Here is a 23,258-nt window from a genome sequence, read left to right as displayed (position 1 = left end):
CAGCCTGCCCCGAACTGGAACTGGAACTGAAACTGGCGCTGCCGTTAGAGCGCAGGCACGCCAGCGCTGCCTGTACCGCCCAGCGTCTCAACCAGGTAGTCGATAAACACACGCACCTTGGGCGAGAGGAACTTGCGGCTCAGGTAGACCGCGTAGATATGCGACTCGTCACGCTGCCAGTCGGTCAGCAGCGGCACCAGCGCGCCGCTGGCCAGGCCATCTGCAATGATGAAATCCGGCTGGGAAATGATGCCGCCGCCAGCGACGGCCAGCTCACGCAACAGGTCACCATTGTTGGCATGCACCTTGGGTTCGATGCGCACGGTCTGTTCGCCGCCGCTGGCGTCGCGAAAGGTCCAGCTGTCACCCGTCGCCAGCAGCGAATAAGCCAGCGTGTCATGGCCCGCCAGGTCTTCAGGCGTTTCGGGGGCACCCTTGCGCGAGATGTATGAAGGCGCGGCGCAGACCAGGATGCGTATAGGCGCGATCTTGCGGGCGATCAGGTTCTGGCTGGGCGAGGCGCCTATGCGCACCGCCACGTCTATGCCTTCATTGACGAGGTCTGTCGTGCGGTCGCTCAGGTCAATGTCCAGCCGCAACCCGGGGTAACGCTCCCGGAAGCCCGGCAATATGCGGGAGAACTCGCGCAGCCCGTACGACAGCGGCACGCTGACGCGCAGCAGGCCACTGGGCTGGGTGGCTTCGCGGCCGATGACGGCTTCGGTTTCTGCAATGTCGGTCAATATCTGCTGGGCGCGCTCGTAAAAAGCCCGGCCCGGCTCCGACATCGACAGCCGCCGCGTCGTGCGCTGCAGCAGGCGTGCGCCCAGGTGCTCCTCCAGCGCAGAAATCTGCCGCGAAATGGAGGCCGTCGAGGTGTCGAACCTCTCCGCCGCATGCACAAAGCTGCCGCCATCCACAACCGCCACATATATCTGCATTGATTTGACAAGATCCATAAAGCCATTATTACGCAGCATGTAAGAGTGACGCTCAAAAACATCGATAGCGACCTTATTGCAACCATGGTCGTATCAATCGGGCTTTTGGGCACTTCAGAATCCGTTCAGGGGTGCTTTTGGGGCCCAAAAAAGGCCGTTTTCAGGCATTAAATCGGCTGCAGGCCAATAAATACGCACGTGAGCAGCTATTTATTCGATAGCAATTAGGGCCCACAAATCCCCCAAAATATTCCCGACCAACGCTGGGCGCGTAGGACACAACGCCGCCGACTGGCCGGAATATTCCCGCTTTCGCAACTCCTGGCATCCAGCGGATTCATTGTTGCGTAAACAGTAACTATGCATTGTCGGTTTTGGGGTTTTTCTTCTTGCGGGTAAACCCTAAAGTACAGGCATCGATGAGCCGAAACCAAACAAGCGACTCACCGAGGCCAGTTGGACAGCCAGGGGCACAAACCCCAAAGCGACGATGACTGGACAGGTATCGGCCCTGAATGTTTTGGGACCGTTTGTTTAACTGAAACAAGGAAATCATCATGAACTCGAAATTTATCGCCTCTGCCGTTGTTGCCCTCTCCGCCCTGACCGGCGCCAGCGCTTTTGCCCAGTCCAGCCTCAACCCTGAAGCTGCCCTGGCCATTCGCCCCGACGTCTCCGTCAGCACCCTGACCCGCGCCGAAGTGCAAAGCGCCATCACCAACCCTGGCCAGAACGGCGAATTCGCTGCAGCAGCGTTTGAAAAGAACCAGCCAGCCACCAGCAACGTCAGCCGCGCTGAAGTGCGCAACGAAGCCGTGCTGGCTGCCCACGCCAACCTGGGCGGCAACAGCGCCATCTGATTGGGCAAGGCATGGCAGGCTTGCCCTGCGGCTGACCTGAACCCAAGGCCTGCTTTTGCAGGCCTTTTTTATTGGCGGCTGCGAAGGGGCATGGGCTTAAACTTGGGGGCTCAGGTGCCGCACCAGCCTGCGACGCCACTCCCGGCAAGCGCCCTTCACAAAACCCAACGCCATGACTCCTACTTCACCGGGTTTTGCCTCCGCTTTTTCGCCCCCGCTCACGCCGCCCCTGCTGCCCGGCCTGCTGCGTGCGCTTGAAGAAAAAGGCTACACCACGCCCACGCCCATTCAGTCAGCCGCCATTCCGGCCATATTGCAGGGCCGCGACGTGCTGGGCTCCGCACAAACCGGCTCGGGCAAGACAGCAGCCTTTGCGCTGCCCATGCTGCAGTCGCTGGCAGACGCACCGCTCACCAAAACGCGCACCGTGCGCGGCCTGGTGCTGGCGCCCACGCGCGAGCTGGCCGCGCAGGTCGGCGCATCGCTGCTGGCTCTGGGCAAATACATGCCGCAGTTGCCAAAAGTGACGGTGGTGTTTGGCGGCGTATCGATCAACCCGCAGATGATGGGCCTGCGCAGCGGCGCAGATATCGTCGTCGCCACACCCGGACGCCTGATAGACCTCATTGAACACAAGGCCGTAAAACTCGGCGAGGTCGAGATGCTGGTACTGGACGAAGCCGATCGCCTGCTGGACCTGGGTTTTGGCGAAGAACTCGCGCGCATCCTCGCCCTGCTGCCCGCCAGACGCCAGACCCTGTTCTTCTCGGCAACCTTTCCGCCTGCGATTGAAGCGCTGGCCAGCAGCATGCTGCGTGACCCGCTGCGGGTAGAAATCACATCAGAGCCCGAAGGCGAACCCGACATCACCCAACGCGCCATCGCCGTCGATGCGCCCAGGCGCACGCAGTTGCTGCGCCATTTGATTCAAACTGAAAAGTGGAGCCGCGTGCTCGTCTTCGTCGCCACCAAACACGCCGCTGAAATCGTCGCCGACAAGCTGCGCAAGGCAGACATCCACGCCGAGCCCTTTCACGGCGAACTCAGCCAGGGCAAACGTACCCAGGTGCTGATGGACTTCAAGGCCAAGGCCGTTCAGGTGGTCGTCGCCACAGACGTCGCAGCCCGCGGCATAGACATCAAGGAACTTCCAGTGGTCGTCAACTACGACCTCCCCCGCTCAGCCACCGACTACACCCACCGCATAGGCCGAACCGGCCGCGCAGGCGAAAGCGGCATCGCCATCAGTTTTGTGAGTGCTGCCACTAGAGCGCATTTCAAACTGATTGAGAAGCGGCATGCCATCAAGATGGTGATGGAGCAGGTGGCTGGCTTTGAGCCTGTGGAAGTCGCGCCAGTGAATGCGGCTGACCCGTTGGGGACTGGGGGCGTGAAGGGGAAGCGGCCTAGCAAGAAGGATAAGTTGCGGGCTGCGACGTCAATGTGAGTAGATGGCTGTTAATCCGTAGCTCAAAGTCCAACTCTGTTAAGAGCCACCATATACAACTGAGACCTAGCCGCGACGTCAATTCGTTTTGTAATTTTGAATGTATTAAAACGAGAAGCATCCAAGTTGTGGATGAACATCTACTCGCATGGCTTTTCGACTAACGGCTCATCATTTATATGGAGATCTCCGCCCAACACAGGTGCGATACCCATGGGATCGACCACCGTTAACGTGGAACTTGAGTGAGGACTACTTTGGACACTGGCACAACTTCATCGAACTCAAGTGGCACCCCTTCAAAAATTGAAGCCGCCGCAACTACTTCTTCTGGACGAAAACGCTTTAGTTCATGGCGCCTTGCTATTTGACTCAAAAACTCCGAGCGAGTTAACACTGGACGAAGAGCTTTTAGTATCTTTCTCATCCAGCTGAAATCACCAGGTCGAGATTTTGGCCAAGAATCTATCCGTAGCAGAGGTAACCCGTAGTCAGCAAACATAGCGAGAATAAATGTTGCACAGGTCAGTCCACTGCCATCCCCTCTGTCGATGAATTGACCGTCAACGTCGAAGTTACCATCGGGAACAAAAAATACGCTGTAGGGTATTTCCAAGTCTTTGGAGCGGCCTGCAACAATTCGAGCCCAGTCAGAGAACTCCTCTTGAACCTCGGAATCAATTCTGGAGAGCCCTATCCAATAGTATTGCCCATCCCAAGGATGGTGAAACAACCTACGGTGCCAAGCAAGATGTAGCAACCAAGGATTGGGAAGGGGATTCTGATGAATAAAAGCGACATGTTTCTGCTTTTTGTCGCCAGTCACATTGGAACCGGCTATACCGATTGCAATTGATGAATGCGTGTCAAGTGGAGTACTAGTTGGAAGCTGAAGCGGCGTCATCTTCTACAGCACTCGGCATTCCAATAAAGAGAGTTTTAGGATTTTTTCCTAGCTTTAACACCTGATCCCATGAGTCACGATAAGCCTTTTTCCAAGCAGGTAGGCTTTTCTTTACGCGGTATGTAGATCGAATCATTCCTATCATACTTCTGCTACTCAGATGCGTAACCTTAACGTCCGCCAATAACTGATTAGCATCAGAAAAAGCATTTTTGCTAAGTTTGGTCTCGATGAACAGCATCATTTCCCTCGCAGCGGATCGATTCTGTCCAGATGCGTCTAATTCATATACGCCAGTTAACGTAGCCAAAATGGCAGCTTCTTTTTTCTCAACGGCAGTGTGTAGCTCCGCATCTTGGGTTGCCTGTAGCCGTTGCAGTGCAGATTGAAATAGGATACTGGTGGAGGATGAATTGGCGACCACACATATGAATGCAGGCGGCTCTAAGGCAGCATCGGACGCTGCGGTCCAATTCATGTTTCTGCACAAGTCGCCCGTAGCAACATTGTCCAATCGAGGTCTCAGTTTTGGATTGCCGTCATCCGAAATGACAGAGCGATTTCGAGACCAAAGAGTATCTAAATAATTCACTTAGGAAATACCTTGATCGAGAATACCTAGAACTTCACTGGAAACCTCCGATAACAAGCTTTCCAAGACACTAGTTGAGATTGGTATTTTGCGAGCCGCATCGGAGCTGACATCAATATTACATACGGCGAAATGAGAGGCGATGGCAGGTCCTTGGTCAACTATATTTCCGATAGTTCCAGACTGGAATCCTATGGATGCCCAACTGGTAATTCGATTTAGCACCATAGGCGACTCAGACTTCGACGGAATAGGCAAGTTGACCTGGAATTGCATCTCACGAAATCGCGATGCATCAATGTCTATAACTTTTATGAATTGCTTCAACTTTTTATAGCTATCTTCCACATCAGTAGCGGGCAACAATGCCCCGCATCCAATTGCTATTCGATTAACTGCAACCGACTGGTTGAGCATCCACCTTTTTACAAGTGGTAGGAATTTATTAAATCGAGCCTCAATATCCAGGATGACTGCGACAGGCGAATCCTGTTGTGGATCAGGCACCGGTCGGATTAAAAAGTCGACTCTGTTTAGAGATCTTTTGACTTCGAGCGTAAGTGAATCCCAAGCCCCAGTGGAAATCGATTCACCAACCGATTTCCTCTCGCTTATCGAATTGGGCTCACTGCTAGTAATCTCGAAAAAAATTCGATCCGAGTTTATGCTCCAACTTTCATTGCTAAACAAAGAAATCCGGAAGTGATCAGCACTCCAGAAACTTAGCATGCCTTTACTCATGAGCTGCCTTGAAGATTTTTCTCATATTATGAAACTTCGATCATTGAGGTAAGTATAAGGCCAAGTCGCAGCAAACAAACTAAGGGCACTCTACTGCGACCATTGGCATTTGAGCTATGCAGGTAATAGCAGCATCTTTTTAGGAACTACTAAATGCAATATGGAGCGGTAGTGACAAGGCCAAGCGAACGGCACCGTGGATATTAAATGGATATAAAAGCGTCCAGCATTAGCAACTTGATTCTGACTAAAACTCCATGTTATCTACCCAAAAAAGCAAAAAGGCTTCAAAACCGAAGTCCTGAAGCCTTTTAAAGCGTCTTCAGCGCGAAGCTGAAGATTGGGGGTTACGAGGGCTTAGTAGCCGCCGCGTCCGCCGCCGCCACCACCGTAGCCGCCGCCACCGCCGGAACGGCCACCGCCGCCGCCGTAGCCGCCGCCACCGGAGCGGTCACCGCCGCCGCCACCACCGCCGTAACCGCCACCACCGCCGCCGAAGCCGCCGGTACGTGGAGGACGAGCTTCCATCGGACGGGCTTCGTTCACAGTGATGCTGCGGCCGCCGAGGGACTGGCCGTTCATGCCAGCGATAGCAGCTTGCGCTTCAGCATCGCTGCCCATTTCCACAAAGCCGAAGCCTTTGGAGCGGCCGGTGTCACGTTCCATCATGACTTTGGCGCTGGTGATAGAGCCGTATTCGCCGAAGGACTGTTGCAGGTCTTCGTCACGGACGGTGTATGGCAGATTGCCGACGTAAAGTTTGTTGCCCATTAAGGACTCCTCAAAAACACATAAAACACAAAGCGATGGGGTCCCGAAAGCACAACAAACTCAAAAGTACCGCCGTAGCGCGCGAAACTGACCGATCACCAACATGTGCAGGTAAATTACCGCACCTCCGGATTATGCGCCCTGAAATGTGTACTGGGGGCCTAAAAACACAGGTATCTCCGCAATTGATGGCCCAAATACAGAAATTCAGTGCCTGATGGCGTCAAATACTGACAGGAATGCTGCCCGCCGGCCCGCTTTCATGGCCTGGGGCGCGATGTACAAAGTGGTTTATCAACGCAAACAGCACAGGATCAAGCCATGCAAATCGGAAAATACGACGTTGTGGCCAACGTGACGGGCAGCCATGAAGGTGGCGGTTTCAAGGCAGGCGTGACCCGCAAGTGGATTGAAAACGGCCAGCAGATGGAGCTGACCCACACGATTGACGACCGCATCTACAGCACGATGGAAGAGGCGCGTGACCATGCCTATGAACATGCGAAGCTGCAGGTCAAGGAAGGTTTCTGGTAACGCGGGGTGCGGCGCTTAAACTGCCATCCATGCGCCACAACACTGCCCGCCTCGCCACGCTCAAGCAACTGACCATTCTCGACACGGCGCCGGAGGTTGTGTTTGATGACCTGACAAGAACCGTGGCCGGGGCCTTTGGGGTGCCGATTGCCATGGTCAACCTGCTGGATGCAGACCGCGACTGGTTCAAGTCATGCCTGGGGCTGCCGTTCAGTGAATCCCCTGCAGAAACGTCATTTTGCGAGGTGTTTTTAACGTCGCCGCAAGACATCGTGATTGTTGAGGACACCACCAAAGACCCGCGCTTTGCCAGCCACCCGCTGGTTGTTGGCCCGCCCCGGGTCAGGTTTTACGCGGCTGCGCGCCTGGCGGTGAAAGGTGACACGGTAGGAACGCTGTGTGTGTACGATACCGTTCCCAGGCAGGTGTCAAAAGATCAGATCGAGCAGCTTGAAGTGCTCAGCCGTGCGGCAGTCGAGTCACTGGCCGCGCGTACCGGGCTTTACTAAAACCGTCCGCGCAGCGCAAGTCGCCTTACACGTAGCGCGGCAACAAGCGCGCAACGCGCTGCAGGAACGCAAACTCGTCTTCAGGAAGTTGGCGGTTTTCAAAATCAAAATGGCAGAAGGTGCCCATGAGGCTGTCACCGCCGCCCTGCAGCGGCAGGCCGACATAACTGCCCATCACGCCCTGGTAGGGGTGGCCGTCAAGCCGCTTGTCCTGGCCTGATTCGCCCGTGATGAAGTGGCCATCCCTGAGCACATACTGGCAAAAACTGGTTTCCAGAGGCACCTCCGCCAGCACGGGCGGGGTGGCGGCTTCGCCGTCCTTGTCGACCACTGCCCTGCTCTTGAGCACCAGCTTGTCGAGCAGGTACACCGCAGTGAAACGATGCGGAACGCGGCTGTTGAGCCACGCCAGGCCGGCCTTGAGGCCTTCCCTTTTGAGAGTGTCTTCGAGTGCGCTGTAGGGGTCGTTGGTCAAGTGTGTCCGTTCAGGCTTGTTCGCCGTCATCCGCAAAACCGTCGTCGCGCAGGGCTTGCGCTTCTGGTGCGCTGTCTGCACGGGCTGCCCGATGGCCGGGCTTGCTGGTGATCTCGACGTAAAAGCGATCGGCGCCGTCCTTGACCAGCGCATCGACCGCACCCATGATTTCGGCAAAGTGCACGGGCGCAGCGGTCGCATCACTGGCGCCGGCCTTGCAGTCGAAGTCCCAGAAGTCCACGCCCTTGGGCAGGGCCTTGGCGCGCTCGCGCTTGGCGTATTTGCGGATGTCGTGTTTGGCGGCATCAAGAAGGCGGTCGCGGTTTTTGCCTTCGATGTTGAGCTGGTAGGTTTTTTTCATGGGAGCCTGGGTATGTGCACATGCGGTCGAAAGCCGAAGACGGCACCGCTTAACACGCCATTATCGGCTCGCAGCTCTTACCGAACCTGAACTGCCCTGAACCGCCCGTACCCGCCCTGTTGTCCGCAGCCCGGCTGACGGCCGGCCTTCAGTCGCCACCCCCGGTCGCAAGGGCCTCAGTTCACCAGGTTTGCATCAGTGGCGATCTTTTTCCACTTGCGGTAATCGGCCACCATCATGTCACCGAACTGGGCAGGCGTCATGTGCATGACGTCCACATCCAGCTTGCGAACGGCAGCAGCCACCTCGGGGTTGGCCAGGGCTTTTGCAAACGCGTCCTGCAGTTTTGCCGCAATGGGGGCCGACGTTCCTGCCGCCATGGTGAAGCCGTACCAGAAGCCGGCTTCCATGCCCGGTACACCAGACTCGGTCAAGGTGGGTGCATCGGGATAGGCGGGCAAGCGGTTCTTCGTGGTCACGGCCAGCACCTTGATGCTGCCTTTCTGCAGCAGCGCGCCTGCTGATGCCGGTGTGCCGAAGGTGAGCGTGACGCGGCCTGTAGAGGTTTCAGTCAGCGCCTGCGTGATGCCCGTGAAAGGCACATGAATCATCCTGATGCCGTAAGCAGCACCCATCTGTTCGAAAGCAACCTGGTGAAGCGTGCCGACGCCGGGCGTGCCGTAGCTGAATTTCTCGGGCGACGGTTTGGCCTGGCGCACAAAATCCTGCAGCGACGTGAAAGGCGCAGGGTTGGCGCTGACCAGCAGCATGGGCTGGTTGCCGATCAGGCCGACAGGCATGAGCTCTGTGGGAATGTCGTAAGGCGGCGTGCGCTTGGTGGCAGCGCTGACACCCGCAACGTTGGAAGTCATCAATAGCGTATAGCCGTCGGGCTTGCCCTTGGCGACAAACGCCACGCCGATATCGCCACCGGCGCCGGGCTTGTTTTTGACAATCACCGGCTGCTTGAGGATTTCGGCCATGTGCGGCGCAATGATGCGCGGCAGGATGTCGTTGGTGGCGCCCGGCGCGTAGGGCACGATGATTTTGATGGGGCGTGACGGATAGCCCGCCTCGACCTGCGCGAGGGCGGGCACGGCCGCCACCACGTTCAGCGCCAGTATCGAAAGAAATGATCTGCGGAAGGTCATGGGGTCTCCTGGGTCATGTGGATATCAACAAGGGCGAAATATCAAAAGACTGGCATGCCGTGCAGCCTGAATAATCTGCCCGGGGTTTTCACCATACCGTGCGGTATGTTATCGTCAATGAAGGTATAGTGACTCAACGTAAACCCTCAATTCGCCATGCCTGAACATCACCATTCCGCAACACCGCAAGACACGGTGCAACAAGCCGCAGGTGCCCTCGCAGGCCTGCGCGTGCTCGACCTCACCACCGTGCTGATGGGGCCTTACGCCACGCAGATACTGGGCGACCATGGCGCGGACATCATCAAGATCGAAGCGCCAGGCGGAGACACCTTCCGCTTCCCGGGCCCCGCACGTCATCACGGCATGGGCCCGATGTTCATGAACACCAACCGCAACAAGCGCAGCCTGGTGCTGGACCTGAAAAAAGCCGACGGACGTGAAGCGCTGCTCGAACTGGCAAAGTCCGCCGATATCCTGGTCTACAACGTGCGCCCCGCGGCCATGGCGAGGCTCAGGCTGACCTATGAAGATCTCAAGGCGGTCAACCCATCCATCATTTATGTAGGCGCGTTCGGCTTCGGGCAGGACGGCCCCTATGCCGCGCGGCCTGCATTTGACGACGTGATCCAGGCAGCGAGCGGCCTGGCCGACCTCGCATCACGCGCCTACGGCAACGGCAAGCCGAGCTATGCACCCATCAATCTGTGCGACCGCGTAGTGGGCCTGCACCTGCTGAGTTCGATCCTCGCCGCCGTCGTGGCAAAAGTGCGCACCGGCAAGGGCCAGTCGGTGGAAGTACCAATGTTTGAAACCATGGCCACCTTTGTGCTTGGCGACCACCTGGGCTGGCGCACCTACGACTTCGATGAGGGAGACATGTGTTACGCGCGCATCATGACTCAGTTCCGCAGGCCCTTTGCCACCAGAGACGGCTACATGTGCATCATTCCCTATGTCGACCAGCATTGGCAAAAGCTGTTGACCAGACTCAAGCGCACCGACCTGCTGGCCGACCCGCGCTTCAGTTCCCAGAGCAGCCGCTCGGACAACATCACGGTGGTCTATGGCTTTGTCGATGAGGTCGCGCGAATGTTCACCAATGCCGAATGGGTGGTGATGCTCGAAGAACTGGACATCCCCCACGTTCCGGTGCAATCGGTCGAGGGACTGCTGACGGACCCCCACCTCACCCAGGTCGGCCTGTTCGGCCGCATGCAACATCCGACGGAGGGCGAAATCACCTCCATGCGCCCCACCGCCATCTTCAGCGAGACACCCCAAAGCATCAGGCGGCATGCGCCCACCGTTGGCGAGCACAGCGATGAAGTGTTAAGAGAAGCCGGCTTCAGTGATGAACGGATTGCTTCACTGCGCGCAAGCGGCGCGATGGCCTGAAGCCGCAGGGAGCTGCGGCCTGCTCAGGCGCTGGCTGCCAATGCCCTGTCTAAGGCTTCGTGCAGGTGCTGCAGGCCGAAGGACACATCCACAAAAGTGCCGTTGACGTAGAACGAAGGCGTTGACCGCACACCCGCCGCCTGGCCGCTTTGCAGGTGCTCCTGCACGCGCTGCAGGTAGACGTGGTCTTTCATTTCGTTCTGGTAACGCGGGATGTCCAGGCCGATTTGCGCCGCATGGGCGAGCAGGTGTTTTTCTTTCAACTGGTGCTGATTGGCAAACAGCAGCTCGTGCATGGGCCAGAACTTGCCCTGCGCGGCGGCGGCTTCAGCCGCCTCGGCAGCCAGTTCGGCATGGGGGTGTACTTCGCGCAGGGGGTAATGCCTGAAGGCAAAACGGATGCGCCCGGCGAAGTGCGGCATCAAGACCCTGAGTGCGCCCTGCGCCTGCAGGCACGAGGGGCATTCGTAATCGCCGTATTCAAGCAGTGTGACTCGCGCTGACGCCGGGCCATCGACATGGTCGGTGGGGTCCGGCGTGAAGCGGTTTGCCATGTTGGAAAGGCAGATCAGCCCTTGGCTGCTGCCTCCAGCTGTGCGTCAAGCTCCTTGCATGAAGGCGAGCAAACGGCCTGGGACTTGCCCAGCACCTTGCGTGTGCCCATCAGCGAACGTGCGCGGTGTTTGCCGCACATGAAGCAGGACATGGTGGCAGCGCCAAAAGACGTGGTAGCCGCAAAGGGTGAGCCCGACACCTTGGATTTGTAGCGCAGGCCGTCAGCGAGTACAGCGGTTTTTGCGTCAGCTCTTGCCATGTTGTGGATCTTCCTTGGGTTGGGTGGTTGAACGGTGGTTCTGGCGCATGGCGTTGGCTATGGCCTGTTTCGCCAGCTTTTCTGAAGCCAGCGAAGCGTCCAGCGCAGAGCGGCAAAGCCCTGCGTACTGGTAGTTGAGGTTTTCATACAGCTCGGCGGCTGCGGGATGCGTGTCCAGCAGCGCTCGTAGCTCGACGCCCTGCTCGACTTCACTGAATTCGCTTGCAAGGTGCTCTGCCACGATACGGTACTGCGCAGCATCCACCGGGATTGCACTGTGGTCCAGGCGCTCAAGCAACTCCGCCAGCACAAAAGTGTTGGTGAGATCGGCTTTATGGCCTGAAGTGGAGGTGGGTGTGTGGGTAGCGGTCATGGAGAGCAATTGGGGGTTTTAGCCCCAAATTCAAGCGCTGCAACCTCCATTTTACCCGCTCCCGGGAGTCCCCGCGTGGGGGTTATCGCTATCCATTTTATAGCTGGTGACGCTGATCAGGCGTACACGCGAAGAAGTTTCACTCATGAAACAAGGAAATAGCAGGCCTTTTTGTGTCGCGTGCGGGCAAAAACACATCCACGCCTGCCGCAAATCCACAGGCCTGTGGCCGCTTACAGCTTGGCGATGGACACCTCGGTGGATTTCACCAGCGCCACGACATCGCTGCCTATGACCAGCTCAAGCTGGTCGACGGAGCGGGTGGTGATGACAGAGGTAACGATGCCCCATGGCGTTTCGACATCAATCTCGGAGACGACGTCGCCGCGAATGATTTCCTTGACCTTGCCGCGGAACTGGTTGCGGACGTTGATGGCTTGAATGGACATGAAGGGTTCTCCTTGAACTCTGGTTTAAAAAATCGAATTTAGGTTCAGACAGCCCAGCGCAGACCACCTGCCGCAGGACCGGGCCATGAGCGGTCGGGCTCAGGCAGGTCGTCACTGGCGCGCTGCAGCACACGGTTGAGGATGCGGCTTTCAAGTTCGCCGAAGCGCGGGTCGTCATGGCGGCGTGGGCGCGCGATGTTGATGCGTTCATCAAGCGCAATGCGGCCGTCTTCAATCAATATCACGCGGTCAGCAAGGGCGACGGCCTCCTGCACATCGTGGGTGACCAGCAAGGCGGTAAAGCCGCTGCGCTGCCACAGGCCTTCGATGAGCTGGTGCATCTCTATGCGGGTCAGCGCATCAAGCGCGCCCAGCGGTTCGTCCAGCAGCAGCAGCCTGGGGTTGTGTACCAGCGCACGCGCGAGCGACACACGCTGGCGCTGGCCGCCCGAGAGTTTGGCTGGCCAGTCGGGCTGGCGTTCTGCGAGACCTACCTGGGCCAGCACATCGGCGGCAGCGGCGTGGCTGCCTTTGGTGAGGCCGAGCGTGACGTTGTCAATCACGCGCCGCCACGGCAGCAGGCGCGAGTCCTGGAACATGATGCGGGTGTCGTCGCTCAGGCCTTTCACATCCTTGCCGTCGAGGCGAATCGTGCCTGCGGTGGCTTCTTCAAGCCCGGCCACAAGGCGCAGCAGGGTTGATTTGCCGCAGCCGCTGCGCCCCACGATGGCCACGAACTCGCCCGGCTCGATCACCAGCTCGGTGTGCTGCAGTACCTGCCGCGCGCCGTATTTTTTGGACAGGCCGCGAATTTCAAGGCGCACACCCTTGCCTGCATTGGCAGCCCGTGTGGGCGCAGGGCTGTGCGTATCGGCCAGCCCTTCAGCGACCTCTGCCTCAAATGGCGAAAACTGCCGGTGCGGGGTTTTAAGTTCAGCAATGCTCATGATGGCTCCTGTAACGCTTAAACGCCGGGGTTCTGGTAGCCGGGGTGCCAGCGCAGCCAGTAGCGCTCAAGCCCGCGGGCAAACACGTCGGCGAACTTGCCGAGCAGCGCATACAGCAGGATGCCGACCAGCACCACATCGGTCTGCAGAAATTCACGCGCATTCATGGTCAGGTAGCCAATGCCGGCCTGCGCCGAGATGGTTTCAGCGACAATGAGGATCACCCACATCAGGCCCAGCGAAAAGCGCAGGCCCACCAGAATGGACGACATCGCGCCCGGCAGGATGACCTCGCGGTACAGCTGCCAGCGCGTGAGCCCATAGGTACGGCCCATCTCGATCAGCCCCGGGTCCACATTGCGTATGCCATGAAAGGTGTTGATATAGATGGGAAAGAACACCGACACCGAGATCAAAAACAGCTTGGCCGTCTCGTCAATGCCGAACCACAGGATGACCAGTGGGATCAGCGCCAGCGCGGGAATGTTGCGCACCATCTGGATGGTGGAATCCAGCAGGGTTTCAAAAAACCTGACCGATCCCGTGAGCAGGCCAACGACCAGGCCAAGGCCGCCGCCAATCGCGAGGCCGGCGAGCGCGCGTCCGGCGCTGACCTTGACGTGCGTCCAGAGTTCGCCCGATTCGGCCAGCGTCCATGCGGCCTTGATGACCTCCAATGGCGCGGGCAGCACGCGGGTTGAAAGCCAGCCCAGCGACGAAGCAATTTGCCAGAGCGCGATCAGGCCCACCGGTACGACCCAGGGCAAGGCGCGCTGGAAAAAGTCGCGCAGGAATGCCGACACCGTGTAGCCAGGCGCGACAGTGCCGGCTGTCAGAAACCCGAGACCGGGTGCATCGACCGCGTCCGGCAACGGCGTGACCTGAAGCTCTCTTGCGTGTTCTGTCATGGTGATCTTTCAGTTCAGCTTTGCGACACACGCAGCGAGGGCGCGGTAGCGATGTTGCGTGGCAGGTAGTTGTTGGCGACGACTTCACCAAACGGGCCGTTAAGGGCTGTACCAGGCAATTTCTCCTGCAGCTTGCGCGGCAGCAGCGGGAACACCAGCTCGGCAAAGCGGTAGGCCTCTTCAAGGTGCGGGTAGCCCGACAGCACAAAGGTGTCCAGGCCAATCGCCGCGTACTCCTCAATGCGTGCGGCTACGGCTTTGGGGTCGCCCACCAGCGCAGTGCCGGCACCGCCGCGCACCAGACCGACACCAGCCCACAGGTTGGGGCTGATTTCGAGGTCAGCGCGGGTACGCTTGCTGCCACCCGCATGCAAGGCAGCCATGCGCCGCTGGCCTTCAGAGTCCATCTTTGCAAATGCGCTTTGCGCGCGGCTTACCGTCTCGTCATCGAGTTTGCTGATCAGGCTTTCAGCCGCCTTCCAGGCCTCATCATCGGTTTCGCGCACGATGACGTGCAGGCGAATGCCGAACTTGATGGTGCGGCCGAGCTTTGCGGCCCTCGCCCTCACATCAGCCACCTTTTTGGCAACTTCTGCGGGAGGTTCACCCCAGGTCAGGTAGGCATCGACCTGCTCTGCCGCCAGCTCATGTGCAGCCTCGGACGATCCGCCGAAATACACCGGTGGGTACGGTTGCTGCAAGGGCGGGTACAGCAGCTTCGCGCCCTTGACGCTGAGGTGTTTGCCTTCAAAGTCATAACTCTCACCCGCATGGCTGCGCGCGATGATCTCGCGCCATATGCGGATGAACTCGGCCGACTGTTCGTAGCGCCCGGCGTGATCCAGGAAAACGCCGTCACCTTCGAGTTCGGCCTTGTCACCGCCCGTGACAAGGTTGATGAGCAGGCGGCCACCCGAGAGCCGGTCGAAGGTGGCCGCCATGCGTGCCGCCAGGGCGGGCTGGTGCAGGCCGGGCCGCACCGCCACCAGGAACTTCAGGTTTTTGGTCACTGCCTGCAGGCTGGATGCCACCACCCAGGGGTCTTCGCACGAGCGGCCTGTCGGGATAAGCACACCTTCGTAACCCAGGGTGTCTGCAGCGACTGCGACCTGCTTGAGGTAGTCAAAACTGACCTGGCGTGCGCCCTCACCCGTGCCCAGATACCGGCTGTCGCCGTGGGTGGGAATAAACCAGAAAACCTGCATCAGAGACTCCTTGATGTAGCGGTGACAGGGGACTTCGCCAGTGCCACCGCAGAACCGGCTTCGCCGGGCTGCAGGTGGCGCCCCCTTGAGGGGGAGGCGGCCGCCAGGCCGCTTCGGGGGGTAACCCCAATTCGCCACACGATGTCTGCGACCTTGACGGGTTTGGGAATCAGCCCAAGTTTGAAAAACGCATCGGCCACACGTTGCTGGTCTGCCACCGTGGTGGCGCTGAGCGGCCCAACGGGTGAAGCCGGCCTGCGCTGAATGAACAGGCTGACCACACCGGCATCCAGGCCGCTGAAATCAGAGACCAGCTTGATGGCCTCCTTGCGGTTGTTTTGCGCGATGCCGTCAGCGCGCGTCAGCTCCTGCAGCAGCACCAGCAAGGTCGACTCGTGCTGCGTGACAAACGGTTTCGATGCCAGATAAAACGAGTTGTTGCTCGACAGGTCGCGCCCGGTTGCCAACACGCGCGGTTTGATGGCGAGTTCTGTTGCTGCATAAAACGGGTCCCAGATGGCCCAGGCGTCCACGCTCTTGCGCTCGAATGCGGCACGCGCATCGGCCGGTGCGAGGTAAATCGGCTGGATGTCGTTCCAGGTGAGGCCGGCCTTTTCAACCGCCCGCACCAGCAGGTAGTGCGCGCTCGAGCCTTTCTGCAAGGCAATCTTTTTGCCCTTGAGCCCGGCCAGGTTTTTGATGGGCGAATCATTGAGCACCAGCACGGCCGAACTGTCGGGCTTGGGCGGCTCAGCGCCCACGTAGAGCAGTTCCTTGCTGGCGGCTTGCGCAAAGACGGGGGGCGAATCGCCTGTCAGGCCGAACTCAAGGCTGCCGACGGCCAGTGCTTCAAGCAACTGCGGGCCGGCGGGGAATTCCGCCCAGGTGATTCTGGTATTGGGAAAGCGCTTTTCGAGCGCGCCCTGCTGCTTGAGGATGACCAGGTTGACGGCTGACTTCTGGTAGCCAATCCGCAGCTGCTCTGGCGCCTTGCTGGTCTGCGCTTTCGCGCCACTCAGGCCAAGGCCCCAGAGGCCGGCGGTAGTCGCTGCGATCTTCAGGAAGCGGCGGCGTAACTGGAACGGTGTGATGTTGCTCATGGTGATTTCCCTTTAAGCCAAGGCGCTCAGGGCGCAGGTTTGTATGCGGCATCCCTGACGGCAATTGCCTTGGGAATGAGCTTGAGGTCGAAGAAGGTGTCGGCCAGCTTCTGCTGGTCAGCGATCACGCTGTCGGGCACGGGCTTGACGTTGAACTCGTAACGCTTGAGGCTGAGTTCCACCACGTCGACCGGCAGACTCTGCAGCGGCGCAATCTGCGCAGCCGCCTGCTTGATGTTGGCCTTGAGCCACTTGCCGCGCTCGACAGAGTCGTCAAACAGCGCCTGTATGACCTTGGGGTTCTTGCCCACAAAGTTGCGCTCGCCAAGGTAGTACTGGTAGTTGTTGACCACGCCGGTGCCATCAGCGAGCACGCGTGCACCAATGGCTTTTTCAGCTGCGGCTGAGAACGGGTCCCAGATCACCCAGGCGTCGACGTTTTTGCTTTCGAATGCTGCGCGGGCATCAGCAGGGGGCAGGTAGACCACATTGATGTCGCTGAGCTTGAGCCTGTTTTTCTCAAGCAGTTTCACCAGCAGGTAATGCACATTGCTGCCCTTGTTGAGCACCACTTTTTTGCCCTTCAGTTCGGCAACCGACTTGATGGTGGAATCCCTGGGCACCAGGATGGCTTCCGCCTCGGGCGCTGCCGGGTCGTAGCCGATATAGGCAAATTTGGCGCCTGCGGCCTGGGCAAAGATGGGCGGTGCTTCGCCGACATACCCGACATCCACCGCGCCCAGGTTCAGGCCTTCAAGCAGCTGGGGACCTGCGGGGAACTCCACCCACTTCACCGTGGCATTGAGCGGCTGCAGGCGCTTTTCAAGCGTGCCCTGCGCCTTCTGCAGCACAAACAGGCTGGCAGACTTCTGGTAACCAATGCGCAGCTCGACCTTGTCCTGTGCCCGGGCGACAGGCATGGACAGCAGGCTGACCGCAAGCGCTGCAGCGCCCACCAGCAGCACGGCCAGTGCGCTGTCTTTCAGGGCCTGTAGTCGGGTGCGCCTTGCCGGCTCATTGCCGAGGGGGCTGTAAGGGTTGGATGTACGTGTCATTTTTTCGATTCCTTTTTGTGTTTTCAATCGGTGCCGGCAAGGCTCTGCCCTGCTGCGCTTCGTATGCTTCTTGCGCTTGCAAAATATTCAGTGAACGGGAGGAGTGGCGCAGGCACCCGGCGGTGCGCTGCAGAAAGCGTTAAACGCTACATCGCACCCTTGAAAACGGCACAGGTTCAAAGCCCGTGGTGGCCGGCAAACGCAGGCCTTCGGAAATCAGGTTCACCACCGCATCGTCGAGCCGCGCGGTGATGTCCGCACCTATGGCGTAAGTCTTGTCGGCGGCTTGCGGCACCTGCGTATCGGTGGCGTACACGCCCGGCAGTATGTGGCGTGCCGACAGCGCCTGCAGCACCGGCCGCAAGGCGTAGTCCAGCGCCAGCATGTGGTTGGGGCTACCGCCTGTGGCCAGCGGCAATACCGTCTTGCCCGCCAGCGCGGTTTGCGGCAGCAGATCAAGAAACACCTTGAGCAAGCCGCTGTAGGCGGCCTTGTAGACCGGCGTAGCAATCACCAGCACCTGGGCCCTGGCCACCTGCTCAATCGCCGAGATGACCGCCGGGTGTTTCCAGTCGGCCAGCAGCAAGGCCGAAGCAGGCAGCGTGCGTATGTTCAGGCGGTCAAGCGACAGCCCCGGCACACGACTCAAACGTTGCCCTACCGAATCAAGCAGTGCCACCGAGCGCGAAGGCTCGGAGGGGCTGCCTGCAATCAGCAGCACGGTGGGCTGCGTACTCATTTAATTGTTCTCCCTGATTTGTCTTGACGTTCCATTGACCCACTCCCCCGTCTTCGCAAGTGCCAGCGCGGAACCGGCTTCGCCGGGCCGCAGCTGGCGCCCCTGCAAGGGGGAAGCGGCCAGGGGCCGCTACGGGGCGTGCCTATTTTTTCGTGTAGATCTGGTCGAAGGAGCCACCGTCTGCAAAGTGCTCCTTGTCAGCCTTGGTCCAGCCACCGAAGGCCTGGTCTATGGTGAACAGGTTCAGCTTGGGGAACTGCTTGGCGTACTTGGCAATGGCTTTCTGCGACACCGCAGGGCGGTAGAAGTTTTTGCCGGCGATGTCCTGGCCTTCTTCGGAGTACAGGTACTTGAGGTATTCCTCGGCCACTGCGCGTGTGCCCTTCTTGTCGACGTTCTTGTCGACCACGGCCACTGCAGGCTCGGCCAGGATGCTCAGTGACGGTGCGATCACGTCGAACTTGGCGCCGAACTCTTTTTCGAGCAGGTAGGCTTCGTTCTCCCAGGCGATCAGCACATCGCCCTGTGCACGCTGTGCAAAGGTGATGGTGGAGCCGCGTGCGCCGGTGTCCAGCACCGAGACGTTGCCGTACAGCTTGGCGACAAACTCTTTAGCTTTGGCATCGCTGCCGTACTTGCGTTTGGCGAACTCCCATGCGGCGAGGTAGTTCCAGCGGGCGCCGCCGGATGTCTTGGGGTTGGGCGTGATGACGGTGATGCCGGGCTTGATCAGGTCATCCCAATCCTTGATGCCCTTGGGGTTGCCCTGGCGCACAGCCAGCACGATGGTCGAGGTGTAGGGCGACGCGTTGTGCGGGAGTTTTTTCTGCCAGTCGGGAGCCAGCCAGCCGCCGTTTTTTACCAGCGCGTCGGTATCACCTGCCAGGGCCAGCGTTGCAACGTCGGCATCCAGGCCATCGATGATGGAGCGCGCCTGCTTGCCCGAGCCGCCGTGCGACTGCTTGATGGTCACGTCCTGGCCGCTCTTGGCCTTCCAGTATTTGGCAAAGGCGGCGTTGTACTCGACATACAGCTCGCGTGTCGGGTCATAAGACACATTGAGCAGCGTTACTGGCGGCTTTGCCTGTGCAAAAACCGGCAAGGCAGACCCTGCCAGCGATGCGCCCAAAGCGACGGTCAGGGCGGTCTGGGCTGAAACATTGATAAAGTGGCGGCGTGAAGTCATGGCTTGTTCTTTCTTCCAGGTGATACGTTTATTAGCGAACAAACTGGATTCTGAAAGCAGGACTTGAAAACTGGAACGAATAAATATTCAGTTCTTTATATCTAAATCATCCTAAGATAAGCGCCTACAAGCGGCGCAACAGCAGAAAGAAGACCCCACATGGCACGAATGGTCAAATGCATCAAGCTCGGCGTAGAAGCCGAAGGACTGGACTTTCCGCCCTACCCCGGCCCCCTGGGCAAACGCCTCTGGGAAGAGGTCAGCAAGCAGGCCTGGGCAGAGTGGATGAAGCAGCAAACCATGCTGGTCAATGAAAACCGCCTGAACCTGGCCGACCTGCGCGCCCGCCAGTACCTGGCCCGCCAGATGGAAAAGCACTTTTTCGGCGAAGGGGCCGACGCTGTCCAAGGCTACGTGCCTCCTCCACAATAAGGCCCCCACGCTTGTCGCTTCGCGTACTGCGCTGCCCCCCGAGGGGGCCGCTGCGCCTGCGGCCCGGCAAAGCCGGTTCCGCGGCCCCTGCTTGCCTCGGATTGAAGTTAATAGCGTCGTCGCCAAAAGTTAATCTCATACTGATCAGCCATGGCTGAAGTGATCGACTGGCTGGAAGACGGCACGGCCAGCGGCGCACCCTACAGCCCCCGTTTTGGCGACCGCTACCGCAGTGAACTGGGCGGCCTGGAGCAGGCGCGTGATGTTTTTCTGGCCGGTTGCGGGTTGCCTGCAGCCTGGAAGGGCCAGCCGCAATGGCGCATTCTTGAAACCGGCTTTGGCCTGGGCCTGAACTTTCTGGTCACCTGGCAGGCCTGGAAGGCCGACCCTGACCGGCCGCGCATGCTGCACTTCGTGTCGACAGAGGCCTTCCCCGCCAGCGCTGACGATGTGCTGCGCAGCGCGCAGGCCCACCCCCACCTTGTTCCGTTTGCGACCGAACTGCACTCTCACCTGTGGGGCCTGCTGCCGGGCTTTCACCGCCTCAGTTTTGAGCAAGGCCGCGTGTTGCTGACGCTCTGCATAGGCGACGCCAAGGCCGTGCTGAAACAGCAGCAGTTTGAAGCCGATTCGGTTTACCTGGACGGTTTCAGCCCCCAGAAGAATCCGGACATCTGGGACATACACACTTTCAAGGCCGTTGCGCGCTGCTGCCGGCGCGGTACACGCATCGCCACCTGGACGATTGCACGCGCCGTGCGCGATGCGCTGTCGCAGGCCGGTTTTGTGGTGCGCAAGACCCCGGGCATTCCGCCCAAGCGCGACAACCTGCAGGGTGAATACAACCCGGCGTGGGAACCCAAACTGCCGGCCGACACCCACCCGATTGCGACGCTTCAACCCGGACATTGCGTGGTCGTGGGTAGCGGCCTTGCAGGTGCAGCCGTCGCCGCCAGCCTGGCCAGGCGCGGCTGGCGTGTGGATGTGCTCGATGAGGCCGACGTCCCGGCCGCAGGCGCATCCGGCCTGCCTGCAGGATTGGTGGCGCCGCATGTATCGCCCGACGACAGCCTGCTGTCACGGCTGTCGCGCAACGGTGCGCGCATGACACTGCATCAATGCAAGGCACTGCTCACTGATAAAGAAGACTGGCAGCACACCGGCGTGCTGCAGCGCGTGATGCCCGATGCGGACAAACACCTGCCCACAGACCTCACCCAGGCCTGGCCTGAAGCAGCCAGCGACTGGAGCCGCATGGCTGATGCCGGGGAGCTTGCTGCCAACGGCCTGACGGTCAGCGACAAGGCTTTCAGGCATTCAGCCGCAGCGTGGGTCAAGCCTGCCAGCCTGGTCAAAGCCTGGCTGGCAACGCCCGGTGTGAGCTGGCGCGGCAAGGCCAAAGTGGCGGGTCTTGTTTCAGACAAGGGAAGCTGGCAGCTCAAGGACGAAGTCGGCCATACCCTGGCAGAAGCAGAACTGGTGGTCATCGCTGCAGGCTTCGGCTCCTTGGGGCTTGCTGCAAGCGTGACGGGCAAGCCGCCCGCCCTGCAGGCCATTCGTGGCCAGGTGTCGTGGTCGGACGCTATGGCTGGCGCAGGCCAGATGCCGGTCAATGGCCACGGCAGTTTTATCCCCGCCGTGCCGCTGGCGCAGGGAATGGTGTCCATGTTTGGCGCGACGTTCGAGCGGGACGAAGAACGCGAAGACCTCAAACCGCAGGATCACATCGACAACCTGCTGAAACTGGGCGAGCTGCTCCCGGGTCTGGATTTGCCCCAGCCCGCTGATGTTCAGGGTTGGGCAGGCGTACGCTGCGCAACGCCCGGCAGGCTACCGGTGCTGTCGCCCATCGCTTCAGAAAATCAGGCGCAGGTCTGGCTCTGCACCGGCATGGGCTCTCGCGGCCTGAGCTTTGCCTACCTCTGCGCGGAGCTGATGGCCGCCCGGCTGCATGGTGAACCGCTGCCGCTGGAGCTGCGGCTGGCCAGAGCGCTGCAAACCGCGCCCGATAGGGCCTGACAGGGGTGTCGGGTTGACCGGTCCGGCCCGAAATTGCTACAAAATCAATAGCTTCTCACGTGCGTATTTAAAGGGCTGGAGGCCAAAATGGCACTCAAAAATGGCACTTTGGAGCCGATTTTTTGCCATTTTTTGAGCCACAGGTATGCGCGGTGATGGCCTCATCGACTTAATGAGTCAAATATAAATCATTAATCGATAAGGCTTTATTCATGATGCATTATCTTTAAATACTGTCCAGACACGCCTAAAACAGGTCTGCCGGCGATCAAAAAGCCGGAAAAGAGTCATTTTTAGGGGTCAAAAGTGCCGTAAGGCCAATGGATACGCACGTGCGCAGCTATTGATTTTGTAGCATTTGAGATGCGCGCACTATCCGGTGTGTCGCCCGGCAAGCGGTGTACAGGGCGCTTGAGGAGCTTCAGTGCTGCCGCACCGGCCGCCCGATGTCTGCCAGCAGGCGCTTGAGTTCGCGCGGATGCAGAGGCTTGACCAGCGCAGCCTTCGCGCCAGCGAAATGGGCGCGCCATTTGTCCAGAAACCAGAGTTTCTCGCGCATCACGACCACATGCCCTGTGCCCTCCAGCTTGCCGCTGGCCTTGCCCACCAGCTGCCATCCGTCCATATCGGCGACACCCACATCAATCAGGGCGAGTACATAGCTGTGGGTGGCCAAAAAAGCCAGCGCCTGGGCCCCGGTGACGGCTTCATCCACAAAAAGCAGCCCGGCATTGGCCAGCTTGGCGCGCAGGTAGAGCCGGGCATCCGGATCGGCCTCTAACACCAGGACGCGTTCGCCCAGTTGCTCTGGCGCGGCCTCCTCCAGCTGGGCCGGTTCTGTCGTCGTGTCGGCATCGCTGCCATGGCCATCCGGTATGGCATCAAGGTCGAGATCAAAGTCCAGATCCCGCAACACCGGTGCCGAAACGTCAAAATCAAGGGCGGCCGCCGGGGCATAAATACCGTCCAGACCTTCAAGAATGGCTACCCACTGCAGCGGGCGCTCAAAAACCAGTGCGGCGTTGCTGGCTGGCCGCTCGCCGACCCAGATCAGTGTGAGTTTGTCGTTGCCCGGGTTGGCCAGCTCTATGGTGGCCTCCCAGCTGTCACCATCGACCAGCGCCACCTGGGCTTTTTCGGGGGCGTCTTCGTTCCAGTGGGCATAGACCACGGGCCGGGATTCGGACAGGCGAAAAACCGTGTTGAGGGCGTGGCGTTCGACGTCACTGAACCCGAACACCTTGACAAAAATCCGCCTGACGTCCCCACCACCCGTGTTTTGCATGGGTCTGGATTATGCGGGAGATATTTATCCGTGAAACGGCCTCACGGACAACCCCGCCCGGC

General features: G+C 59.4%; 27 protein-coding genes. 7 read left to right on the top strand and 20 right to left on the bottom strand.

Going from position 1 to position 23,258, the window contains the following annotated elements; translation table 11 throughout:
- Positions 1-44: 44 nt before the first annotated feature.
- A complete protein-coding gene (locus HYX42_RS02100; RefSeq protein WP_293398999.1) occupies positions 45-959 on the bottom strand; it encodes a LysR family transcriptional regulator in 915 nt (304 codons plus the stop codon).
- Between the two features lie 539 nt (positions 960-1,498).
- On the opposite strand from HYX42_RS02100, the gene HYX42_RS02095 reads away from it, so the two are divergent.
- Together HYX42_RS02095 and HYX42_RS02090 are read left to right on the top strand one after the other, a co-directional pair.
- Positions 1,499-1,801, top strand: a complete 303-nt coding sequence (locus HYX42_RS02095) for a hypothetical protein (RefSeq protein ID WP_293398997.1) — start codon at positions 1,499-1,501, stop codon at positions 1,799-1,801.
- A 172-nt stretch (positions 1,802-1,973) separates the two neighbouring features.
- Positions 1,974-3,248 carry a DEAD/DEAH box helicase gene (locus HYX42_RS02090; protein WP_293398995.1) on the top strand — a complete coding sequence of 425 codons (1,275 nt, stop codon included), beginning with the start codon at positions 1,974-1,976 and terminating at the stop codon, positions 3,246-3,248.
- Positions 3,249-3,477: 229 nt separating this feature from the next.
- Here HYX42_RS02090 and HYX42_RS02085 read toward each other — a convergent pair whose 3' ends face one another.
- The 4 genes from HYX42_RS02085 to HYX42_RS02070 form a co-directional block, all read right to left on the bottom strand.
- Positions 3,478-4,152, bottom strand: coding sequence for a hypothetical protein (locus tag HYX42_RS02085; protein WP_293398993.1), 675 nt, complete (start codon positions 4,150-4,152; stop codon positions 3,478-3,480).
- Entirely contained in the window at positions 4,127-4,630 is a 504-nt protein-coding gene (locus HYX42_RS02080) for a hypothetical protein (protein ID WP_293398991.1), read from the bottom strand. Before HYX42_RS02080 ends, HYX42_RS02085 begins: the two co-directional genes overlap by 26 nt.
- 114 nt (positions 4,631-4,744) lie before the next feature.
- Entirely contained in the window at positions 4,745-5,485 is a 741-nt protein-coding gene (locus HYX42_RS02075; RefSeq protein WP_293398989.1) for a hypothetical protein, read from the bottom strand.
- Between the two features lie 357 nt (positions 5,486-5,842).
- The gene (locus tag HYX42_RS02070) at positions 5,843-6,256 is read right to left on the bottom strand and encodes an RNA-binding protein (protein ID WP_293398987.1); all 414 of its coding nucleotides are present in this window, start codon (positions 6,254-6,256) and stop codon (positions 5,843-5,845) included.
- Between the two features lie 321 nt (positions 6,257-6,577).
- On the opposite strand from HYX42_RS02070, the gene HYX42_RS02065 reads away from it, so the two are divergent.
- Complete coding sequence (locus tag HYX42_RS02065; RefSeq protein WP_293398985.1) at positions 6,578-6,790, top strand: hypothetical protein; 213 nt, start codon at positions 6,578-6,580, stop codon at positions 6,788-6,790.
- 29 nt (positions 6,791-6,819) lie between these two features.
- A complete protein-coding gene (locus HYX42_RS02060; RefSeq protein ID WP_293398983.1) occupies positions 6,820-7,299 on the top strand; it encodes a GAF domain-containing protein in 480 nt (159 codons plus the stop codon).
- Positions 7,300-7,324: 25 nt separating this feature from the next.
- Here HYX42_RS02060 and HYX42_RS02055 read toward each other — a convergent pair whose 3' ends face one another.
- The 3 genes from HYX42_RS02055 to HYX42_RS02045 form a co-directional block, all read right to left on the bottom strand.
- Positions 7,325-7,774, bottom strand: coding sequence for a GAF domain-containing protein (locus HYX42_RS02055; protein WP_293398981.1), 450 nt, complete (start codon positions 7,772-7,774; stop codon positions 7,325-7,327).
- 10 nt (positions 7,775-7,784) lie between these two features.
- A complete protein-coding gene (locus HYX42_RS02050) occupies positions 7,785-8,135 on the bottom strand; it encodes a DUF6172 family protein (protein ID WP_293398979.1) in 351 nt (116 codons plus the stop codon).
- Between the two features lie 176 nt (positions 8,136-8,311).
- A complete protein-coding gene (locus HYX42_RS02045) occupies positions 8,312-9,286 on the bottom strand; it encodes a tripartite tricarboxylate transporter substrate-binding protein (RefSeq protein WP_293398977.1) in 975 nt (324 codons plus the stop codon).
- Positions 9,287-9,442: 156 nt separating this feature from the next.
- On the opposite strand from HYX42_RS02045, the gene HYX42_RS02040 reads away from it, so the two are divergent.
- Positions 9,443-10,684: a CoA transferase gene (locus tag HYX42_RS02040; RefSeq protein ID WP_293398975.1), complete on the top strand. Its 1,242-nt coding sequence runs from the start codon at positions 9,443-9,445 to the stop codon at positions 10,682-10,684.
- 23 nt (positions 10,685-10,707) lie between these two features.
- Here HYX42_RS02040 and HYX42_RS02035 read toward each other — a convergent pair whose 3' ends face one another.
- The 11 genes from HYX42_RS02035 to HYX42_RS01985 form a co-directional block, all read right to left on the bottom strand.
- Positions 10,708-11,238, bottom strand: coding sequence for a thioredoxin domain-containing protein (locus HYX42_RS02035; RefSeq protein ID WP_293398973.1), 531 nt, complete (start codon positions 11,236-11,238; stop codon positions 10,708-10,710).
- Between the two features lie 14 nt (positions 11,239-11,252).
- Positions 11,253-11,498 carry a hypothetical protein gene (locus tag HYX42_RS02030; protein ID WP_293398971.1) on the bottom strand — a complete coding sequence of 82 codons (246 nt, stop codon included), beginning with the start codon at positions 11,496-11,498 and terminating at the stop codon, positions 11,253-11,255.
- Positions 11,485-11,871 carry a hypothetical protein gene (locus HYX42_RS02025; protein WP_293398970.1) on the bottom strand — a complete coding sequence of 129 codons (387 nt, stop codon included), beginning with the start codon at positions 11,869-11,871 and terminating at the stop codon, positions 11,485-11,487. The genes HYX42_RS02030 and HYX42_RS02025 overlap by 14 nt, the downstream gene beginning before the upstream one ends.
- A gap of 233 nt (positions 11,872-12,104) precedes the next feature.
- Positions 12,105-12,320 carry a molybdopterin-binding protein gene (locus HYX42_RS02020; protein WP_293398968.1) on the bottom strand — a complete coding sequence of 72 codons (216 nt, stop codon included), beginning with the start codon at positions 12,318-12,320 and terminating at the stop codon, positions 12,105-12,107.
- 44 nt (positions 12,321-12,364) lie between these two features.
- Positions 12,365-13,267 (bottom strand): ATP-binding cassette domain-containing protein, encoded by a 903-nt coding sequence (locus HYX42_RS02015; RefSeq protein WP_293398965.1) that lies wholly within the window; start codon positions 13,265-13,267, stop codon positions 12,365-12,367.
- Positions 13,268-13,284: 17 nt separating this feature from the next.
- Positions 13,285-14,175 (bottom strand): aliphatic sulfonate ABC transporter permease SsuC, encoded by an 891-nt coding sequence (ssuC, locus tag HYX42_RS02010; protein WP_293398963.1) that lies wholly within the window; start codon positions 14,173-14,175, stop codon positions 13,285-13,287.
- Between the two features lie 14 nt (positions 14,176-14,189).
- Positions 14,190-15,380, bottom strand: coding sequence for an FMNH2-dependent alkanesulfonate monooxygenase (gene ssuD / locus HYX42_RS02005; RefSeq protein WP_293398961.1), 1,191 nt, complete (start codon positions 15,378-15,380; stop codon positions 14,190-14,192).
- The gene (locus tag HYX42_RS02000; protein ID WP_293398959.1) at positions 15,380-16,480 is read right to left on the bottom strand and encodes a sulfonate ABC transporter substrate-binding protein; all 1,101 of its coding nucleotides are present in this window, start codon (positions 16,478-16,480) and stop codon (positions 15,380-15,382) included. The genes ssuD and HYX42_RS02000 overlap by 1 nt, the downstream gene beginning before the upstream one ends.
- A gap of 26 nt (positions 16,481-16,506) precedes the next feature.
- Positions 16,507-17,535 carry a sulfonate ABC transporter substrate-binding protein gene (locus HYX42_RS01995; RefSeq protein ID WP_293398957.1) on the bottom strand — a complete coding sequence of 343 codons (1,029 nt, stop codon included), beginning with the start codon at positions 17,533-17,535 and terminating at the stop codon, positions 16,507-16,509.
- Positions 17,536-17,674: 139 nt separating this feature from the next.
- Positions 17,675-18,274, bottom strand: coding sequence for an NADPH-dependent FMN reductase (ssuE, locus tag HYX42_RS01990; RefSeq protein WP_293398955.1), 600 nt, complete (start codon positions 18,272-18,274; stop codon positions 17,675-17,677).
- 142 nt (positions 18,275-18,416) lie between these two features.
- Positions 18,417-19,460, bottom strand: a complete 1,044-nt coding sequence (locus tag HYX42_RS01985; protein ID WP_293398953.1) for a sulfate ABC transporter substrate-binding protein — start codon at positions 19,458-19,460, stop codon at positions 18,417-18,419.
- Between the two features lie 159 nt (positions 19,461-19,619).
- Between HYX42_RS01985 and HYX42_RS01980 the strand changes: the two genes are divergently transcribed.
- Complete coding sequence (locus tag HYX42_RS01980; RefSeq protein ID WP_293398951.1) at positions 19,620-19,892, top strand: oxidative damage protection protein; 273 nt, start codon at positions 19,620-19,622, stop codon at positions 19,890-19,892.
- A 150-nt stretch (positions 19,893-20,042) separates the two neighbouring features.
- Positions 20,043-21,911 carry an FAD-dependent 5-carboxymethylaminomethyl-2-thiouridine(34) oxidoreductase MnmC gene (mnmC, locus tag HYX42_RS01975; protein WP_293398949.1) on the top strand — a complete coding sequence of 623 codons (1,869 nt, stop codon included), beginning with the start codon at positions 20,043-20,045 and terminating at the stop codon, positions 21,909-21,911.
- A gap of 421 nt (positions 21,912-22,332) precedes the next feature.
- Here mnmC and HYX42_RS01970 read toward each other — a convergent pair whose 3' ends face one another.
- Positions 22,333-23,196 carry a response regulator gene (locus tag HYX42_RS01970; RefSeq protein WP_293398947.1) on the bottom strand — a complete coding sequence of 288 codons (864 nt, stop codon included), beginning with the start codon at positions 23,194-23,196 and terminating at the stop codon, positions 22,333-22,335.
- Positions 23,197-23,258 lie beyond the last annotated feature (62 nt).

It is taken from the genome of Polaromonas sp., from assembly GCF_016185115.1.
In the GTDB taxonomy this organism is placed as follows: domain Bacteria; phylum Pseudomonadota; class Gammaproteobacteria; order Burkholderiales; family Burkholderiaceae_C; genus Polaromonas.
Note: the sequence above shows the minus strand (reverse complement) of the source record. Positions and strands in the feature narration are given on the sequence as shown.

Excerpts from the sequence above, each read along its gene's own strand:
- HYX42_RS02070 (WP_293398987.1), bottom strand. The coding sequence starts at position 6,256 with ATGGGCAACAAACTTTACGTCGGCAATCTGCCATACACCGTCCGTGAC.
- HYX42_RS01970 (WP_293398947.1), bottom strand. The coding sequence starts at position 23,196 with ATGCAAAACACGGGTGGTGGGGACGTCAGGCGGATTTTTGTCAAGGTG.
- HYX42_RS02015 (WP_293398965.1), bottom strand. The coding sequence starts at position 13,267 with ATGAGCATTGCTGAACTTAAAACCCCGCACCGGCAGTTTTCGCCATTT.
- HYX42_RS02090 (WP_293398995.1), top strand. The coding sequence starts at position 1,974 with ATGACTCCTACTTCACCGGGTTTTGCCTCCGCTTTTTCGCCCCCGCTC.
- HYX42_RS02100 (WP_293398999.1), bottom strand. The coding sequence starts at position 959 with ATGGATCTTGTCAAATCAATGCAGATATATGTGGCGGTTGTGGATGGC.
- HYX42_RS02025 (WP_293398970.1), bottom strand. The coding sequence starts at position 11,871 with ATGACCGCTACCCACACACCCACCTCCACTTCAGGCCATAAAGCCGAT.
- HYX42_RS02060 (WP_293398983.1), top strand. The coding sequence starts at position 6,820 with ATGCGCCACAACACTGCCCGCCTCGCCACGCTCAAGCAACTGACCATT.
- HYX42_RS01985 (WP_293398953.1), bottom strand. The coding sequence starts at position 19,460 with ATGACTTCACGCCGCCACTTTATCAATGTTTCAGCCCAGACCGCCCTG.
- HYX42_RS02085 (WP_293398993.1), bottom strand. The coding sequence starts at position 4,152 with ATGACGCCGCTTCAGCTTCCAACTAGTACTCCACTTGACACGCATTCA.
- HYX42_RS02045 (WP_293398977.1), bottom strand. The coding sequence starts at position 9,286 with ATGACCTTCCGCAGATCATTTCTTTCGATACTGGCGCTGAACGTGGTG.
- HYX42_RS02000 (WP_293398959.1), bottom strand. The coding sequence starts at position 16,480 with ATGAGCAACATCACACCGTTCCAGTTACGCCGCCGCTTCCTGAAGATC.
- HYX42_RS01980 (WP_293398951.1), top strand. The coding sequence starts at position 19,620 with ATGGCACGAATGGTCAAATGCATCAAGCTCGGCGTAGAAGCCGAAGGA.
- HYX42_RS01995 (WP_293398957.1), bottom strand. The coding sequence starts at position 17,535 with ATGACACGTACATCCAACCCTTACAGCCCCCTCGGCAATGAGCCGGCA.
- HYX42_RS02065 (WP_293398985.1), top strand. The coding sequence starts at position 6,578 with ATGCAAATCGGAAAATACGACGTTGTGGCCAACGTGACGGGCAGCCAT.
- HYX42_RS02050 (WP_293398979.1), bottom strand. The coding sequence starts at position 8,135 with ATGAAAAAAACCTACCAGCTCAACATCGAAGGCAAAAACCGCGACCGC.
- HYX42_RS02030 (WP_293398971.1), bottom strand. The coding sequence starts at position 11,498 with ATGGCAAGAGCTGACGCAAAAACCGCTGTACTCGCTGACGGCCTGCGC.
- ssuC (WP_293398963.1), bottom strand. The coding sequence starts at position 14,175 with ATGACAGAACACGCAAGAGAGCTTCAGGTCACGCCGTTGCCGGACGCG.
- HYX42_RS02075 (WP_293398989.1), bottom strand. The coding sequence starts at position 5,485 with ATGAGTAAAGGCATGCTAAGTTTCTGGAGTGCTGATCACTTCCGGATT.
- ssuD (WP_293398961.1), bottom strand. The coding sequence starts at position 15,380 with ATGCAGGTTTTCTGGTTTATTCCCACCCACGGCGACAGCCGGTATCTG.
- ssuE (WP_293398955.1), bottom strand. The coding sequence starts at position 18,274 with ATGAGTACGCAGCCCACCGTGCTGCTGATTGCAGGCAGCCCCTCCGAG.
- HYX42_RS02035 (WP_293398973.1), bottom strand. The coding sequence starts at position 11,238 with ATGGCAAACCGCTTCACGCCGGACCCCACCGACCATGTCGATGGCCCG.
- HYX42_RS02080 (WP_293398991.1), bottom strand. The coding sequence starts at position 4,630 with ATGAATTGGACCGCAGCGTCCGATGCTGCCTTAGAGCCGCCTGCATTC.
- HYX42_RS02095 (WP_293398997.1), top strand. The coding sequence starts at position 1,499 with ATGAACTCGAAATTTATCGCCTCTGCCGTTGTTGCCCTCTCCGCCCTG.
- mnmC (WP_293398949.1), top strand. The coding sequence starts at position 20,043 with ATGGCTGAAGTGATCGACTGGCTGGAAGACGGCACGGCCAGCGGCGCA.
- HYX42_RS02040 (WP_293398975.1), top strand. The coding sequence starts at position 9,443 with ATGCCTGAACATCACCATTCCGCAACACCGCAAGACACGGTGCAACAA.
- HYX42_RS02020 (WP_293398968.1), bottom strand. The coding sequence starts at position 12,320 with ATGTCCATTCAAGCCATCAACGTCCGCAACCAGTTCCGCGGCAAGGTC.